14 protein-coding genes and 1 other annotated feature are annotated in these 14,571 nt (G+C 40.5%); of the genes, 10 read left to right on the top strand and 4 right to left on the bottom strand.

Annotation, left to right across the window (positions count from 1 at the left end; genetic code table 11):
* Window positions 1–72 precede the first annotated feature (72 nt).
* From CBF29_RS06980 to ald, 9 genes are all read left to right on the top strand, one after another.
* Entirely contained in the window at window positions 73–591 is a 519-nt protein-coding gene (locus CBF29_RS06980) for an HdeD family acid-resistance protein (RefSeq protein WP_126808870.1), read from the top strand.
* 354 nt (window positions 592–945) lie between these two features.
* Window positions 946–1,665 carry a 16S rRNA (guanine(527)-N(7))-methyltransferase RsmG gene (rsmG, locus tag CBF29_RS06975; protein WP_126808868.1) on the top strand — a complete coding sequence of 240 codons (720 nt, stop codon included), beginning with the start codon at window positions 946–948 and terminating at the stop codon, window positions 1,663–1,665.
* A gap of 102 nt (window positions 1,666–1,767) precedes the next feature.
* On the top strand, window positions 1,768–2,529 hold the full coding sequence (locus CBF29_RS06970; RefSeq protein ID WP_126808866.1) for a ParA family protein: 762 nt from the start codon (window positions 1,768–1,770) through the stop codon (window positions 2,527–2,529).
* Complete coding sequence (locus CBF29_RS06965) at window positions 2,522–3,415, top strand: ParB/RepB/Spo0J family partition protein (RefSeq protein ID WP_126808864.1); 894 nt, start codon at window positions 2,522–2,524, stop codon at window positions 3,413–3,415. The genes CBF29_RS06970 and CBF29_RS06965 overlap by 8 nt, the downstream gene beginning before the upstream one ends.
* 18 nt (window positions 3,416–3,433) lie before the next feature.
* Window positions 3,434–3,622 carry a DUF951 domain-containing protein gene (locus CBF29_RS06960; RefSeq protein ID WP_126808862.1) on the top strand — a complete coding sequence of 63 codons (189 nt, stop codon included), beginning with the start codon at window positions 3,434–3,436 and terminating at the stop codon, window positions 3,620–3,622.
* Window positions 3,623–3,727: 105 nt separating this feature from the next.
* Entirely contained in the window at window positions 3,728–4,828 is a 1,101-nt protein-coding gene (gene ychF / locus CBF29_RS06955; protein ID WP_126808859.1) for a redox-regulated ATPase YchF, read from the top strand.
* Between the two features lie 49 nt (window positions 4,829–4,877).
* The gene (locus CBF29_RS06950) at window positions 4,878–5,567 is read left to right on the top strand and encodes a DUF1129 domain-containing protein (RefSeq protein ID WP_126808857.1); all 690 of its coding nucleotides are present in this window, start codon (window positions 4,878–4,880) and stop codon (window positions 5,565–5,567) included.
* 237 nt (window positions 5,568–5,804) lie between these two features.
* Window positions 5,805–7,289 carry an IMP dehydrogenase gene (gene guaB, locus CBF29_RS06945; protein WP_126808855.1) on the top strand — a complete coding sequence of 495 codons (1,485 nt, stop codon included), beginning with the start codon at window positions 5,805–5,807 and terminating at the stop codon, window positions 7,287–7,289.
* Between the two features lie 159 nt (window positions 7,290–7,448).
* A complete protein-coding gene (ald, locus tag CBF29_RS06940; protein ID WP_126808853.1) occupies window positions 7,449–8,561 on the top strand; it encodes an alanine dehydrogenase in 1,113 nt (370 codons plus the stop codon).
* A gap of 43 nt (window positions 8,562–8,604) precedes the next feature.
* Here ald and serS read toward each other — a convergent pair whose 3' ends face one another.
* The 4 genes from serS to croR form a co-directional block, all read right to left on the bottom strand.
* Entirely contained in the window at window positions 8,605–9,879 is a 1,275-nt protein-coding gene (gene serS, locus CBF29_RS06935; RefSeq protein WP_126808850.1) for a serine--tRNA ligase, read from the bottom strand.
* A 57-nt stretch (window positions 9,880–9,936) separates the two neighbouring features.
* Window positions 9,937–10,146, bottom strand: a binding site (T-box leader).
* A 53-nt stretch (window positions 10,147–10,199) separates the two neighbouring features.
* Window positions 10,200–11,516 (bottom strand): serine hydrolase, encoded by a 1,317-nt coding sequence (locus tag CBF29_RS06930; RefSeq protein WP_170170018.1) that lies wholly within the window; start codon window positions 11,514–11,516, stop codon window positions 10,200–10,202.
* Between the two features lie 16 nt (window positions 11,517–11,532).
* The gene (locus CBF29_RS06925; protein WP_126808846.1) at window positions 11,533–12,699 is read right to left on the bottom strand and encodes a sensor histidine kinase; all 1,167 of its coding nucleotides are present in this window, start codon (window positions 12,697–12,699) and stop codon (window positions 11,533–11,535) included.
* Window positions 12,689–13,378 carry a response regulator transcription factor CroR gene (gene croR / locus CBF29_RS06920; protein WP_126808844.1) on the bottom strand — a complete coding sequence of 230 codons (690 nt, stop codon included), beginning with the start codon at window positions 13,376–13,378 and terminating at the stop codon, window positions 12,689–12,691. Before croR ends, CBF29_RS06925 begins: the two co-directional genes overlap by 11 nt.
* 171 nt (window positions 13,379–13,549) lie before the next feature.
* On the opposite strand from croR, the gene CBF29_RS06915 reads away from it, so the two are divergent.
* A complete protein-coding gene (locus CBF29_RS06915; protein WP_170170017.1) occupies window positions 13,550–14,158 on the top strand; it encodes a histidine phosphatase family protein in 609 nt (202 codons plus the stop codon).
* The last annotated feature ends 413 nt before the right edge of the window (window positions 14,159–14,571 follow it).

Here is a 14,571-nt window from a genome sequence, read left to right as displayed (position 1 = left end):
ACAGCAATTTTTTAACAAACATTCATAAAAGGTATAGAATGAAAGTAAGGAAAGAAAAGGGAGGTGTCAATAATGGAGCGAGGGAAAAATTTCAACTGGAGTTACTTGATTATCGGCATTCTTTATATTCTTATCTCACTGATGTCTTTTAGAAATCCTGAGGGCAGTTTGATTGCTGTGGTGATGATGTTTGGAATGACGGCCGTGGCAAAAGGTATTTTTGAGTTATTGATCAGGAATAAAATGAAAGAGTACACGGGCTATAAATCAAAAATTCTGATTGTACTTGGGATTCTGGACATTGTTGTGGGTGTGCTTCTTATCTTTAATATTGGAGTCAGTTTGTCTTTGCTTCCATACTTTTTTGCTGTTTGGTTCATTATGGATTCTGTGGGGGAACTATCTGTGGCAAAAGTGATTAAGTTAGTCAGCCGCCCTTTTTATTGGTTTACTGTTGCTGCGAATGTCTTGGGAATCATTTTGGGGTTCGTATTGATGTTCAATCCATTACTATCCGCGTTTACTTTAGCATTTTTAGTTGGTTTTTACTTTATGATTACTGGTATCAATTATGTCGTAGCAGCATTTTGAAAAGGATTAAGCTATTGACTAAGCTGAGGCAAAGGACCATCCTTATATTAAGTAACTAGAATCAGCCAAGAGACTATTGGCTGATTCTAATTTTTTAATGCCTTTAGTCAGGCGAGCATTTGTTTTCACTATTTTTGATATAAGTACCTCCCTGCCAAATTTCCGCTGTTGACAGTTAGTATTTCCATAAAATGCAAATAACTAACAATTTTTGAAAAATTTGTTATGATACCTATAAAATAACAAACACACAACTTAATTGAAAATGATTGAAGGATATTCTACCTCTACTATTGAACTTGGCGTAAGGATACGATAAAGTTAAGACAAAATGACTAGTGAAAGAGGATGGACATGACACCTGAAGAGTTTAAAGAGCGATTAGAAAATTACGGCATCCATTTGACTGATGAGCAAATGCAGCAATATGAACTTTATTTTGACTTGTTAGTGGATTGGAATAAAAAAATCAACTTGACTGCTATCACCGAAAAGCAAGAAGTGTATTTAAAACATTTTTTTGACTCGCTGATGCTTGTTTCCGCAGAAGAGACTTTTCGTAAAAATCTTAGTCTTTGCGATGTGGGAGCGGGGGCAGGATTTCCCAGCATCCCATTAAAAATAGCTTTTCCTGAGTTGAAAGTGACGATCGTTGACTCTTTGAATAAACGGATCAAGTTTTTGACGGAACTAGTGGAGAAGCTGAACTTATCAGATGTGTTTTTGTACCATGATCGAGCAGAAACATTTGGTAAAAACAAAGACTTCCGTGAATCGTTTGATTTGGTAACTGCCCGAGCGGTTGCCCGTCTGAATGTACTGGCAGAATTATGTCTGCCCTTAGTAAAGCAAGAGGGGTATTTTGTGGCTTTGAAAGCCATGAAAAGCGAAGAGGAAGTAGCGGAAGCGCGAAAAGCCATCAATCTCTTAGGCGGAAAATTTATCGAAGAAATCGAAATAGCGTTGCCGGGAGTGGACGATACACGTAATTTGGTAGTTGTTCAAAAGAAAAAAGCAACACCAAGGAAGTATCCCAGAAAGCCGGGAATCCCTAATAAACAGCCTCTTACTTAGTGAAGGATTTTAAAGAAATATTGAAAAACTTATGCTATAATAGGAACGTTGACGTAGAGGTGGAAAGAGAAATTAAGTGTGAGAAGAATCGGAGGAAAGACTATGGCACGGATTATCTCAGTGGCTAATCAAAAAGGTGGCGTTGGGAAAACAACAACAACAGTAAATCTTGGTGCATGTCTTGCATATTATGGTAAGAGAGTGCTAATCATAGATATAGATGCTCAGGGAAATGCGACGAGCGGGATGGGTATCAGAAAATCTGATGTAAGCAAGGATATTTATGATGTATTAGTAAATGAAGAACCTGTTGACAATGTCATCCATCAGACAACAAGAGAGAATTTGGATGTTGTCCCTGCAACCATTCAATTAGCGGGAGCAGAAATCGAGCTGACCCCGATGATGGCTAGAGAATCCCGCTTAAAAACAGCCTTGAAGGATATTCGTGAAGAATATGATTATATTTTAATTGATTGTCCACCCTCTCTAGGACATTTAACTATCAATGCTTTTACAGTGAGTGATTCGATTTTGATTCCGGTCCAGTGTGAATACTACGCATTGGAAGGATTAAGTCAATTGTTGAATACGATCCGGCTGGTCCAAAAGCATTTTAATCCGGATTTGAGGATTGAAGGCGTGTTGCTGACAATGTATGACGCACGTACGAATCTTGGCTCAGAAGTAGTCGAAGAAGTACGCAAATATTTTAGAGAACGAGTCTATGACACAATTATTCCGAGAAATGTTAGATTATCTGAGGCTCCTAGTCACGGGTTGCCGATTATTGACTATGATCCTCGTTCACGTGGTGCTGAAACGTATCTTGCTTTAGCAAAGGAAGTGTTAGCTCATGAGTAAAAATAGTAAAGGCTTAGGTCGAGGGATCGATGCCTTATTTCAGGACTTTTCTAATTTTGAAGAAGTAGATGTGCAAAAAGAGCAAATCGTAGAAATCAAGCTCTCTGAGTTGCGTCCCAATCCTTATCAGCCGCGGAAAACATTTGATGAAGCAGGCTTGAAAGAGTTGGCAAGCTCGATTGAACAATCTGGAGTTTTTCAGCCTATCATTGTTCGCAAGTCTGATGTGAAGGGTTACGAAATCATTGCTGGAGAGAGACGATTCAGAGCATCAAAAATAGCAAATAAAGAAACCATACCGGCGATCATCCGTGAATTTGATGAAGCCGCCATGATGCAGATCGCAGTGTTGGAAAACCTGCAAAGAGAAGACTTAAATGCTTTGGAAGAAGCCGAAGCGTATGATATGCTGATGACTAATTTAGATTTGACGCAGTCTGAGCTGGCAGAAAAGCTTGGAAAAAGCCGGCCTTATATCGCCAACTATCTTCGACTGCTTTCTTTGCCTGAGTCGGTAAAAGCGTTGTTGCAGGAAGAAAAAATTTCCATGGGCATCGCCCGTACACTTTTGGGGTTAAAAGATGAAAATCAAATCGTTCCTGTGGCAAAAAAAGTCATCGCAGAGCATTTAACTGTGCGGCAATTGGAGAAGCTGGTCAATGATTTAAACAATGATGACGGCAAACCCAAGACTAAAACAGTGATTACTAGAAAAGTTGTCAAACCTTACTACATTTCTGAAAGTGAAGAACGTCTGATGGACAAATTCGGGACGTCAGTCAATATTCAGGAAAAAGGCGGAAAAGGAAAAATCGAGATTGAATATTTATCTAAAGATGACTTGACGCGGATATTAGATATTCTAGAAATATCATTTGATGAATAAATGAGGGAGGTAAACTGTATGTACGGTTTAGGCGATATAGTAGAAATGAAAAAGCCTCATGCGTGTCAGACGAATAGCTGGGAAATCATCCGCATGGGCATGGATATCAAAATCCGCTGTGAAAAATGCCGACATATCGTGATGATGCCTCGCCGAGAATTTGAAAAAAAAATGAAGCGTGTATTGGTGAAAAAAGAAGACCAATAGACTGTTAGTGTTTTGAAAAATTAAAGATATCGGACCTGCAAGATCAAAGGAGAGCCGTGACTCTCCTTTTGTCTTGTCAAATTAAAGATGAAAGAGTGAAGTTTTATGTCATTAACTGCTGGAATAGTTGGTTTGCCAAATGTTGGGAAGTCGACTCTTTTTAATGCAATAACGAAAGCAGGGGTGGAAGCTGCCAATTATCCCTTTGCGACTATCGACCCAAATGTAGGAATGGTGGAAGTTCCCGATAATCGTTTGGAAGAGCTGACTAAACTAGTCAAGCCTAAAAAAACGGTCCCGGCAACGTTTGAATTTACTGATATTGCGGGAATTGTCAAAGGTGCAAGCAAGGGCGAAGGGCTAGGCAATCAGTTTTTAAGCCATATCCGTCAAGTCGACGCCATTTGTCATGTGGTGCGTTGTTTTGATGACGAGAACATCACTCATGTCGACGGTGAAGTCAATCCTAAATCAGACATAGAGACCATTGATTTAGAACTCGTGCTGACAGATTTGGAATCAGTGGAAAAACGCTACAACCGTGTGGCAAAAGTCGCAAAAACTAAAGACAAGGACGCAGTTGCTGAATTAGCTGTTTTAGAAAAAATCAAACCTGCATTGGAAGCTGGTCAGCCTGTCCGTTCGCTGGAATGGTCAGATGACGAAGCACCTATTGTCAAGGGTATGTTTTTACTTACTACCAAGCCTGTTTTATACGTGGCAAATGTGGCGGAAGAAGATGTATCCGACCCAGAAGGCAATCACCACGTACAAGTCGTTAAAGAAATTGCAGCAAAGGAAAAGGCAAAAGTAATCATCGTCTGTGCCAGTGCCGAAGAAGAAATTGCTGAACTAGATGCGGAAGACCGCGAAGAATTTTTAGAAGCTTTGGGGATTGAGGAATCTGGTTTAGATCAGCTGATTCGTGCTTCCTATGACTTATTAGGGTATGCAACGTATTTTACAGCAGGAGAACAAGAAGTCCGGGCGTGGACCTTTAAAAAAGGCATGAAGGCCCCTCAAGCTGCCGGAATCATTCATACAGATTTTGAAAAAGGTTTTATCCGTGCTGAGACAGTGTCTTTTGAAGATTTAAAAAATTATGGCAGCATGTTGGCAGCAAAAGAAGCCGGACGCGTGCGATTGGAAGGCAAAGAATACATCGTTCAAGATGGTGATGTCATGTTGTTTAGATTTAATGTATAATAGTTTTATCGTATGAAAATACAAGTCTGTCATTTGTGGAGGGATTTCTTTGGAAACACAAGAATTAAGAGAACTTGTGAAAAAAAATCGAGAATTGGAAGAACAGCTGACAAAAAGAAATCAACAGTATATTTTTGATTTGAAAAAAGCACTTGATTTAGCAAGTTTAACAGAAGAGAAAAAAGTGTTTGCTTTGTCTGAGATGCTGCCCTTATTGGTAGAAGGACAAAAAACGGGTCAAACAGCTAGACAGCTATTTGGAACAGTCTCGGAAAGAACAGAGTATATTTTGGCAGCCCCTGAACCTACCAAAAAAATGGAATTTACAGAATTATGGTTGGATAACTCCTTGATGTTATTAGGTTTTCTCGGGTTGATTTCAGGTGTGATGCCTCTGATCAGTAAGACAAGCAGTGCTCAGCAGTACGGTATATTGACATTGCTTATCGGGTCTTTTACCGGCGGAGCCGCTTTTTATTTCATTGGCAAGTATGTCTATCTTTCCAATGGCACGGCTGATGCCAACGCCAAAAAACCAGGGATGTTAAAGTCTATGTTTTTGATGGCAGGAATTATTTTGGGTTGGATGGTTGTCTTTATGGGAACAATCTTTATACCTTTACAAGTCAACCCAATTCTTGATCCGGTTTTCTACGTGATTATCGGGGGCGGAGCTTTTCTGATACGTTGGTACATCAGAAAAAAATACAATATTACCGGCAGTATGTTTACACGGTGATTATTTTGACACTAACTTTTACTAAGCTAGTGTCTTTTTTATTTACTAACAAGACACTTATTAGTCATCATGAATTTACAGCGGATATTGTGTAACATCGACAAATAATGAAAAGAGAATGTTTAAAGAAAGAGAGTTTGTTTAGAAGGCGATGAGAAAACAACTCATTCATTGACTTCTGATGTTGGATTTGGTACTTTAATAGATAAAAAACAAGTTAGGGAGTGGCGAACAACAATGTCTAATTGGGAAACAAAGTTTGTAAAAAAGGGTTATACCTTTGATGATGTCTTATTGGTTCCAGCAGAAAGTCATGTATTACCGAATGAAGTCGATCTTAAAATAAAACTGGCTAAAAATCTGCAACTGAATATCCCTTTTATGAGTGCCAGTATGGACACTGTGACCGAAAGTAAAATGGCGATTGCAATGGCACGTCAAGGAGGCCTTGGGGTCATTCACAAAAACATGTCCATTGATGCTCAGGCAGATGAAGTACGCAAGGTGAAGCGATCAGAAAGCGGCGTGATTATTGATCCATTTTTCTTAACTCCCGATCATACGGTGAAAGAAGCGGAGACGCTCATGTCCCGTTACCGTATCAGCGGAGTCCCAATAGTAGACTCTTTGGATAATCGAAAACTGGTAGGTATTTTAACCAATCGTGATTTGCGTTTTATTACAGATTACAGCGTAGATATTGACGAAGTCATGACAAAAGAAAATCTAGTAACTGCGCCTGTAGGCACTTCCCTAAAGGATGCAGAAAAAACATTGCAAAAATATAAAATAGAAAAACTCCCAATTGTGGACGATGAATATCGTTTGAGCGGGTTGATTACAATCAAAGATATCGAAAAAGTGATTGAATTTCCTGATGCGGCAAAAGACGAACATGGACGTTTATTAGCAGCGGCAGCTGTAGGTGTTACCAGCGATACATTTGAACGAGCCACAGCATTATTGAAAGCAGGGGCAGATGCTATCGTGATTGATACCGCCCATGGTCATAGTGCAGGAGTATTGCGGAAAATCAGAGAAATCCGCAATCATTTCCCTGAGGCGACATTGATTGTAGGAAATGTGGCAACCGCAGAAGGAACGAAAGCTTTGTACGAAGCGGGAGCAGATGTGGTCAAAGTTGGTATCGGACCGGGTTCAATCTGTACAACTCGTGTAGTAGCAGGCGTAGGTGTACCTCAGCTGACAGCGATTTATGACGCTGCATCAATTGCCAGAAAATACGGCAAGACGATTATTGCTGACGGAGGGATTAAGTTCTCAGGAGATATCGTCAAAGCTTTAGCAGCAGGCGGGCACGTTGTCATGTTAGGCAGTATGCTGGCTGGAACAGATGAATCCCCGGGCGAGTTTGAGATTTTCCAAGGCAGACGTTTCAAAGCTTACCGCGGCATGGGCTCTTTGGCGGCCATGGAAAAAGGGTCAAGCGACCGCTACTTCCAAGGAGGAACCAATGAAGCCAATAAATTAGTCCCAGAAGGAATTGAAGGTCGTGTGGCTTATAAAGGCTCTATTGCTGATATCGTCTTTCAAATGGTCGGCGGGTTGAGAGCCGGCATGGGGTATGTCGGGGCAGCGGACTTGTCAGAGTTGCGGGACAACGCACAATTTATTCAAATGAGCGGTGCAGGTTTGAGAGAATCTCATCCTCATGACATTCAAATCACTAAAGAAGCACCAAACTATTCAATTGAAAGTTAATCAATTTTAACAAACCCTCGGGAGTCGTTTATCGACTTTCGGGGGTTTTTTAATGAAAAAATGATGAGAAAAATTTGCGTTGAAGGATAGTCATGAGGCACGATTTGTAGTATAACTATAAGGTAAGCTGTGGATTTTTTTAGAAAGGAAGCAAAAAATATGAAAATAGGTGTGCCTAGAGAGGTTAAAAATAACGAAGACCGGGTGGCAATAACACCTGCAGGAGCAATGGCATTAATCGAAGCGGGACATGAGGTGCTGATTGAAAGCAAGGCAGGGACGGAGTCGGGTTTTTCTGATGAAGAGTACCGTCAAGTTGGGGCGACTGTTACCGAAGATGTGCCGCACATATGGGCATCTGAAATGGTAATAAAAGTCAAAGAACCAGATGCAAGAGAATACAACTATTTAAGAAAAGATTTGATTTTATTCACCTATTTGCATTTGGCACCAGCTGCTGACTTGACAGAAGAATTAATGGCAAGAAAAGTGACCGCGATTGCCTACGAGACTGTTCAATTAAGAAATGGCAGTCTACCTCTTTTGACACCTATGTCAGAAGTTGCCGGAAGAATGGCGACTCAGATCGGGACACAATATCTGCAAAAGACGAATGGCGGCTCAGGTATTTTACTGGCTGGAGTGCCCGGTGTAGAGCGAGGAAAAGTTGCAATCATCGGCGGTGGCGTTTCCGGATTGAATGCTGCAAAAGTAGCCATCGGATTAGGGGCGAGAGTAACGATTTTAGATATTAATCCTGCCCGTTTAGCTGAACTGGAAAATATTTTCGGCAACAGCATCCAGACCTTGATTTCTAATCCTTATACGATTCAAAAAGCGGTGACGGAATCCGACTTGGTCATTGGAGCAGTGCTAGTTCCCGGACGTCGTGCGCCGAGACTTGTGACGGAAGAGATGATTAAAAGTATGCGGCCGGGTTCGGTGGTAGTCGATATAGCCATCGATCAGGGAGGGGTTTTTGAGACGACTGACAAAATAGGCTCCCACGACCAGCCAACCTATTTGAGGCACGGGGTGATTCATTATGCTGTGCCGAATATGCCCGGAGCGGTGCCTCGTACGTCAACATTGGCGTTAACGAACAGCACATTACCTTATGCTTTGGAAATCGCAAATAAAGGAGTGGTTCAGGCAGCAAAGGACAATCCAGCGATTTATAAGGGTGTGAACATGATTAGTGGTATATTGACGATTAAAGAAGTGGCAGAAGATCAAGGCAGAAATTATACGCCTTTAGCTGAATTGATATAACAAGAGGTCGAGACAGATTTTATCTTCTCGACCCCTTTTTTTATTACTTACTTATTTTAGTGACGCCGCCCATGTAAGGGACCAGTGCTTCAGGTATGGTGATACTGCCGTCTTCATTTTGGTAGTTTTCTAATATCCCTACTACGGTACGACCGACAGCAAGTCCAGAGCCGTTTAACGTATGCGCCAGTTTTAAATTCCCGTCATTGTCACGGTAACGGATTTTACTGCGGCGGGCTTGGAAATCCGTACAGTTAGAACAAGAGCTGATTTCACGATACACATTTTGGCTGGGAACCCAAACTTCCAAGTCATAAGTTTTAGCAGCTGAGAAGCCCATATCTCCAGTGGATAAAGCTAGGACACGATAAGGCAGATTTAACTTTTGTAAAATTTCCTCAGCATTTTGTGTCATTTTTTCTAATTCATCATAAGAAGATTCCTGATCAGTGAACTTCACCATCTCTACTTTATTGAATTGATGGAGACGAATCAATCCCCGAGTATCTCTTCCGGCACTGCCAGCCTCAGAACGGTAGCAAGGACTGAAAGCCGTAAAGTATTGGGGCAAGCTTTCATCTGGAATGATTTCTCCCCGGTAATAATTGGTTAAAGGAACTTCAGAGGTTGGGATTAACGTCAAATCCTCTCCCTCAATTTGGAACACATCTTCAGTGAATTTTGGAAATTGTCCGGTGCCGTACATTGACGCACTATTCACTAAATTTGGAGTCAATAATTCAGTGTAACCATGCTCGCTGACATGGACATCAATCATAAAATTGATTAACGCCCGCTCTAGACGAGCACCGAGTCCTTTGTAGTAAAGGAACCGGCTGCCAGAAACTTTTGCTCCTCTTTCAAAGTCTAAAATATCCAGGTCTTCTCCCAGATCCCAATGAGGTTTAACTTCAAAATCAAATGTTTTCGGCTCCCCCCAGCGGCGAACTTCCACATTGGCGTCCTCATCTTCTCCAATAGGAACACTGTCATGGGGCAGATTTGGCAAACCAGAAGCAATAGCCTGAATTTTTTCATCGATTTGATGAAGAGCGTCATCAAGGTCCTTGATTTCTTCTCCCACCACTTGCATCTCTTTGATTTTTTCCTGTGCATCTTCTTTTTGTTTTTTTAATTGAGCGATTTCTTGTGAGACTTTGTTCCGAGTTTTCTTTTTTTCCTCGGTTTGCACAATCAAATGACGTCGTTGTTTATCTAAATCTAAATAATCATCTAATTGTTTTGGATCAACGCCCCTTGTTTCTAATTTTTTCTTTACTTCCTCAAAATTATTACGAATATTTTTAATGTCTAACATCGTTTTCCCTCCTTAAAATTTTTGAAAAATAAAAAAGTTCGCCCTAAGAGCCACGGCTCTTGGGACGAACTGAAAGTTATTCGCGGTACCACCCAAATTCAGTATCAAAATACTGCACTTGTATTGCTGGATAACGGCCAACACCGAAGTGAATTATTTCTTCACTTTCTTTCTGGCGAGGCGGATTCTTGTCTGTTTTCTTATTAGCTCTCACCAGCCGCTAATTCTCTTGAAGAAAACGAAACAGTACTATTCTCGCAAAGGGTTGCTATTTGTAATGTCTAAAGTATAGCGAAGGGGCGGAAACTTGTCAAATCCTATCAAAAAAGATTGTCGAAGAAGTTTTGGATTGACTGCCAAACTTTAAGATACCAAGGCAGCACCTCGATGTCTTGGTCAGCATAAACGGCAGCAGTCAATGTTTGGCCAGCAAAAAAAACTGTGTCCATAGAATGACTAGGGCTTTCGATGATGATATTTCCGATATATTCATCTTTTGCAATCGGAGCTTGTAAATTTCCGTCGATGTCAGTACCGGATGCCTCTGGTTCAAAGCGGAGGGATAAATCACCCGGCTGCTTTTTATTGACCCACATAAAAATATCGTCCTTTAACCTTAGAGAGGCTGTTTCTTGGATGCTGTTTTTCACTATCACGTCATCAAGGGAAGGAATGGGAGAATTCTTAGGATACACTAAGGCATATTCCCAATCATTGAGGGCGTGGTCCATTAATCGGCCAGTCTCAATGAAACGTTTCCCGCTATCTTCTTCAAAAGTTTCCACATTTAAAACAACAGTAATCACACGCCGGTCCTCTTTTGCTATAGTACCCACAAAACAAGTCCCCGCCAGCTCGGTGGTGCCGGTTTTTAGACCGTCGACCCCTTCTTTATAAAACTTTTGATCTTCCAGCAGTTGATTGGTGCCCACCAAAAGGGTTTCAAATTCAGTCTCTGCTGCAAATATTTCTGATTTTTTAGAGGTATAATCTAAAATTTCAGGAAAATCTTTTATTAAGTGATAGGCAACGATTGAAAGGTCTCGTGCAGACATTAAGTTTTCTTCCCCGGGTTGACTGCCTGGGAAAATTTGACCTAGGGCGTCATCGTTGTTGATACCGGAAGCAGAGATAATATAGCCGCTTCTAATCCCCCACGAATTCAGTTTTGCTCGCATAAGCTCCACAAAAGCTGGTTCGCTGCCTGCTATTCTTTCTGCTAAGGCCACGGCTGCCGCATTGGCAGAAACTTTTTCAGTGGCGATGAATAAATCTCTCACTGAGTAAGCGTAGTTTTCAAAGAGAAAAACATTGGATAAGTTAATATTATGGCTTAATTCTTCTAAATGTTTAGAAATAATGATTTCTTCATCCCAAGATAAACTGCCATTATCAATGGCCTCTAAAATCAAGTACATGGTCAATAGTTTTGTAGTAGAAGCAATAGGCAGTGCTTCCTCGGCATTTTGCGCATAAAATATTTTTCCTGTATCGGCATCAATGGCGATAGCAGCGGAAACGTCTACTGCAAACTCAACGTCCCCTTCCGAAGCGTCAGCCTGCTGGGGGATGAAAAAAAATAAAAGAAATAATAAGCTAAAAGTTAGTATCGATTGGGCAGAGTGACGTTTTTTCATGAAAATCTCCTTCTGTTCAACTATTATCAGCGGGTCTTTCGATAGGCAAGTGAATAACGAAAGAAGTCCATCCTCCATCCGATTTTACATAAATATAACCGCCATGTAAAACAATTATGCTTTGAGTAATGGCCAGACCTAAACCAGTTCCGCCGGTTTCCTGTGAACGGGAGGATTCCACCCGATAGAAACGCTCAAAAACCAGATTCAAAGCTTCCTGAGGAATAGTCGAGCCGTTATTTTTAACGGTGATCACAGCTTCAGACCCGATTTTTTCAGCCATAAGAATGATTTGATCCCCATCTCGGCCATACTTAAAAGCGTTAATGATTAAGTTATTGAAAACACGGACTAACTTTTCTGTGTCCCCTTGCATAATGAAAGGGGTAGGTGTACAAATCACATCAATCGTCATGTCTTTTTTCTCAGCTTCTAATTCAAAATCGATGACCAGCTGTTCCATCAATTGATGCAAATCAAACGTGATAATATTCAGCTGCGTATTTTTTTGCCGGACTTTAGTATATTCAAATAAATCATCGACTAATATTTTCATCTGCTTCGCTTTTGAATAAGCAGTATTCGTGTAACGGAGCAACTCGGCTTCTGATTTGTAACGTCCTTCCTCAATCAAACCTAAGTAACCGATAATAGAAGTTAACGGTGTCCTAATATCATGGCTGATATTGGTAATCAATTCATCTTTCGATTTTTCGATTCTCCGTTCCTCTTCCATGGCATTGACGGTACTGTTTACTAAGCCGTTAACACTAGAAACCACTTTGCCTAGATCTCCTTTTAATTTAAAGGGAATCCTGTGATCATAATTACCGTCTGCGATATAATGCAGTTCTGTGATGATATGGCGCAGCTGCATTTGACGATAGCGCCGGACCAGCCGCCACAACAAAACGAAAATATCAATGATGATCAAAAAAAACATGGCTACTTTTCCCAAAGAATAGACGGCAGTGTTGAGAAACTTCTCAAATAAAACTTCCTTGAAGCCGTAGATGATATCCGTCAAATCTTGACTGCCGTCGATAACGAGACGGCTGACAGCTAAAATAGCAATGTTCAGCAGGATCAGTAAAATAATCGTAACGATCGCTTCAAGGACGAGTTCGCTTTTTTCCTTAGAGGTCAAGCGAATCCTAGATGTGGGTTGCCTGTTAATTTTCATTTATTTTATAGCCCACTCCCCAAACCGTTTCAATGACTTTTTCTCCGCCAGTTGCGGTTTCGATTTTGTCTCGTAAATGGCTGACATGGACCATCACCGTTTTAGCAGACACTAGACTTTCCTGCTGCCAGACCCGTTCAAAAATTTCTTCGGCACTAAAGACCCGGTTAGGGTGACTGGCCAAAAGATGTAGGATGCCAAACTCTAACGCAGTTAATTGGATTTCGGTGCCGCTTTCTGTCATCACCTCATGGGAATCTTTTTTAATGATTAGCGGACCAATTTCCAAAATGTCTGGTGTGTCAGTCGTGATCTGCATATGAGTCCTGCGCAACAAAGATTTGATGCGTGCCATCACTTCAAGAGGGTTGAAAGGCTTGGTGACATAATCATCTGCCCCGGCGACCAAACCTTGGATTTTATCCATATCGGTTATTTTTGCCGTCAACATAATAATGGGGATTTGCGATTCCTTACGTAATTCTTTGACAACCGCCATACCATCCATTTTTGGCATCATGATATCCAAAATCATCAAATCGATATCAGGATTGGTAATGACTTTTGTCATCGCTTCTTTTCCATCGTAGGCCTTCACAACATCATAGCCTTCATTTTTAATATAAATACTCAGCAACTCTACAATTTCTTTATCATCATCTACAACTAATATCTTCATGACTTTTCCTCCATCGTTGGATTTCTTCCTATCATTGTAACAAATTTTGTTAAAATATCAGATTAATTTGAGACAATTAAACGAAAATTTTAAAATGTTTGAGTAAATCCCTTTTTTGAGTAATAATAGTATAGAGAGCGCAGAGCTTGAAAAAGAAAAGAGGGGTTAATGATGAAAATTTATTTTGTCAGACATGGACAGACGGAGTACAACTACATAGGAAGAATGCAAGGCGGAAAAGTTGACTCCCCTTTGACAGAAAAAGGCATTCAACAAGCACGGACAGCTGGCATCATGCTGAAAGATACTGTTTTTGATCGAGTGTATTCCAGTGATTTGCAACGAGCAATGGACACTGCGAAATATATTATAGATGAAAACAAGCGAAATGAATTAGTACCTGTTCCGGAGAAAGGTTTTAGAGAGCTGTATTTTGGCACATGGGAAGGCCGTTACGTTGAAAAAATAAAAGAAGAAAAAGAATTCGTGCATTTGAGAACCTCTCCCCAACTATATAATCCAGCCGCGCACGGAGGAGAAAGCTATCCAGAACTTATTGAGCGAGCTGAAAAAGCATTGTTTAATATTATAGAAGAAAATTCAGGGGCAGAAAATCTTTTAGTGACCTCTCATGGGATTACCATTACAACTTTGGTCCGTTCGCTAGCCGGAGTCCCGCTAGAAAACTTGCGTAAAGGCGGCATAGTTGAAAATGCAAGTATCTCCACCATTAAAGTGTTTCAAAAGGAAATAGAAGTGCTTGATTTCAATATTCATTAAAGAAAATAAAAGAAAATACAGATTATTAATAAAAATCAGATTTAACTGTTGACTTTTTATTTCTATATGGGCTATAATTCAGAAGCTGTCTAAATGAAAGGCAGAAAAGTTGTGCGAAAAAAACTTTTAAAAAAAGTTAGAAAAATTAGTTGACATACTCAACTAATAATGATAATATTTAGAAGTTGTCGCAAAAAGACAACAGACAGCCTGTCAGGTTGTCATGTAGACCTTTGAAAACTGAACAATGAATAAGACGAACCAAATGTGTAGGGGGTTTTACTTGTAGTAAAACCAAACTAAATTTAGTGAAGTCAATTCGCTAGCAAAATATTTAATGAGCTAAACATCGCAAGATGTTATCATACTTTTATTGAGAGTTTGATCCTGGCTCAGGACGAACGCTGGCGGCG

This window comes from Vagococcus elongatus (assembly GCF_003987645.1).
Lineage (GTDB): Bacteria > Bacillota > Bacilli > Lactobacillales > Vagococcaceae > Vagococcus_A > Vagococcus_A elongatus.
Note: the sequence above shows the minus strand (reverse complement) of the source record. Positions and strands in the feature narration are given on the sequence as shown.

Coding starts and splice junctions, on each gene's coding strand:
- CBF29_RS06980 (WP_126808870.1), top strand. CDS start 73: ATGGAGCGAGGGAAAAATTTCAACTGGAGTTACTTGATTATCGGCATT.
- rsmG (WP_126808868.1), top strand. CDS start 946: ATGACACCTGAAGAGTTTAAAGAGCGATTAGAAAATTACGGCATCCAT.
- CBF29_RS06970 (WP_126808866.1), top strand. CDS start 1,768: ATGGCACGGATTATCTCAGTGGCTAATCAAAAAGGTGGCGTTGGGAAA.
- CBF29_RS06965 (WP_126808864.1), top strand. CDS start 2,522: ATGAGTAAAAATAGTAAAGGCTTAGGTCGAGGGATCGATGCCTTATTT.
- CBF29_RS06960 (WP_126808862.1), top strand. CDS start 3,434: ATGTACGGTTTAGGCGATATAGTAGAAATGAAAAAGCCTCATGCGTGT.
- ychF (WP_126808859.1), top strand. CDS start 3,728: ATGTCATTAACTGCTGGAATAGTTGGTTTGCCAAATGTTGGGAAGTCG.
- guaB (WP_126808855.1), top strand. CDS start 5,805: ATGTCTAATTGGGAAACAAAGTTTGTAAAAAAGGGTTATACCTTTGAT.
- ald (WP_126808853.1), top strand. CDS start 7,449: ATGAAAATAGGTGTGCCTAGAGAGGTTAAAAATAACGAAGACCGGGTG.
- serS (WP_126808850.1), bottom strand. CDS start 9,879: ATGTTAGACATTAAAAATATTCGTAATAATTTTGAGGAAGTAAAGAAA.
- CBF29_RS06930 (WP_170170018.1), bottom strand. CDS start 11,516: ATGAAAAAACGTCACTCTGCCCAATCGATACTAACTTTTAGCTTATTA.
- CBF29_RS06925 (WP_126808846.1), bottom strand. CDS start 12,699: ATGAAAATTAACAGGCAACCCACATCTAGGATTCGCTTGACCTCTAAG.
- croR (WP_126808844.1), bottom strand. CDS start 13,378: ATGAAGATATTAGTTGTAGATGATGATAAAGAAATTGTAGAGTTGCTG.
- CBF29_RS06915 (WP_170170017.1), top strand. CDS start 13,550: ATGAAAATTTATTTTGTCAGACATGGACAGACGGAGTACAACTACATA.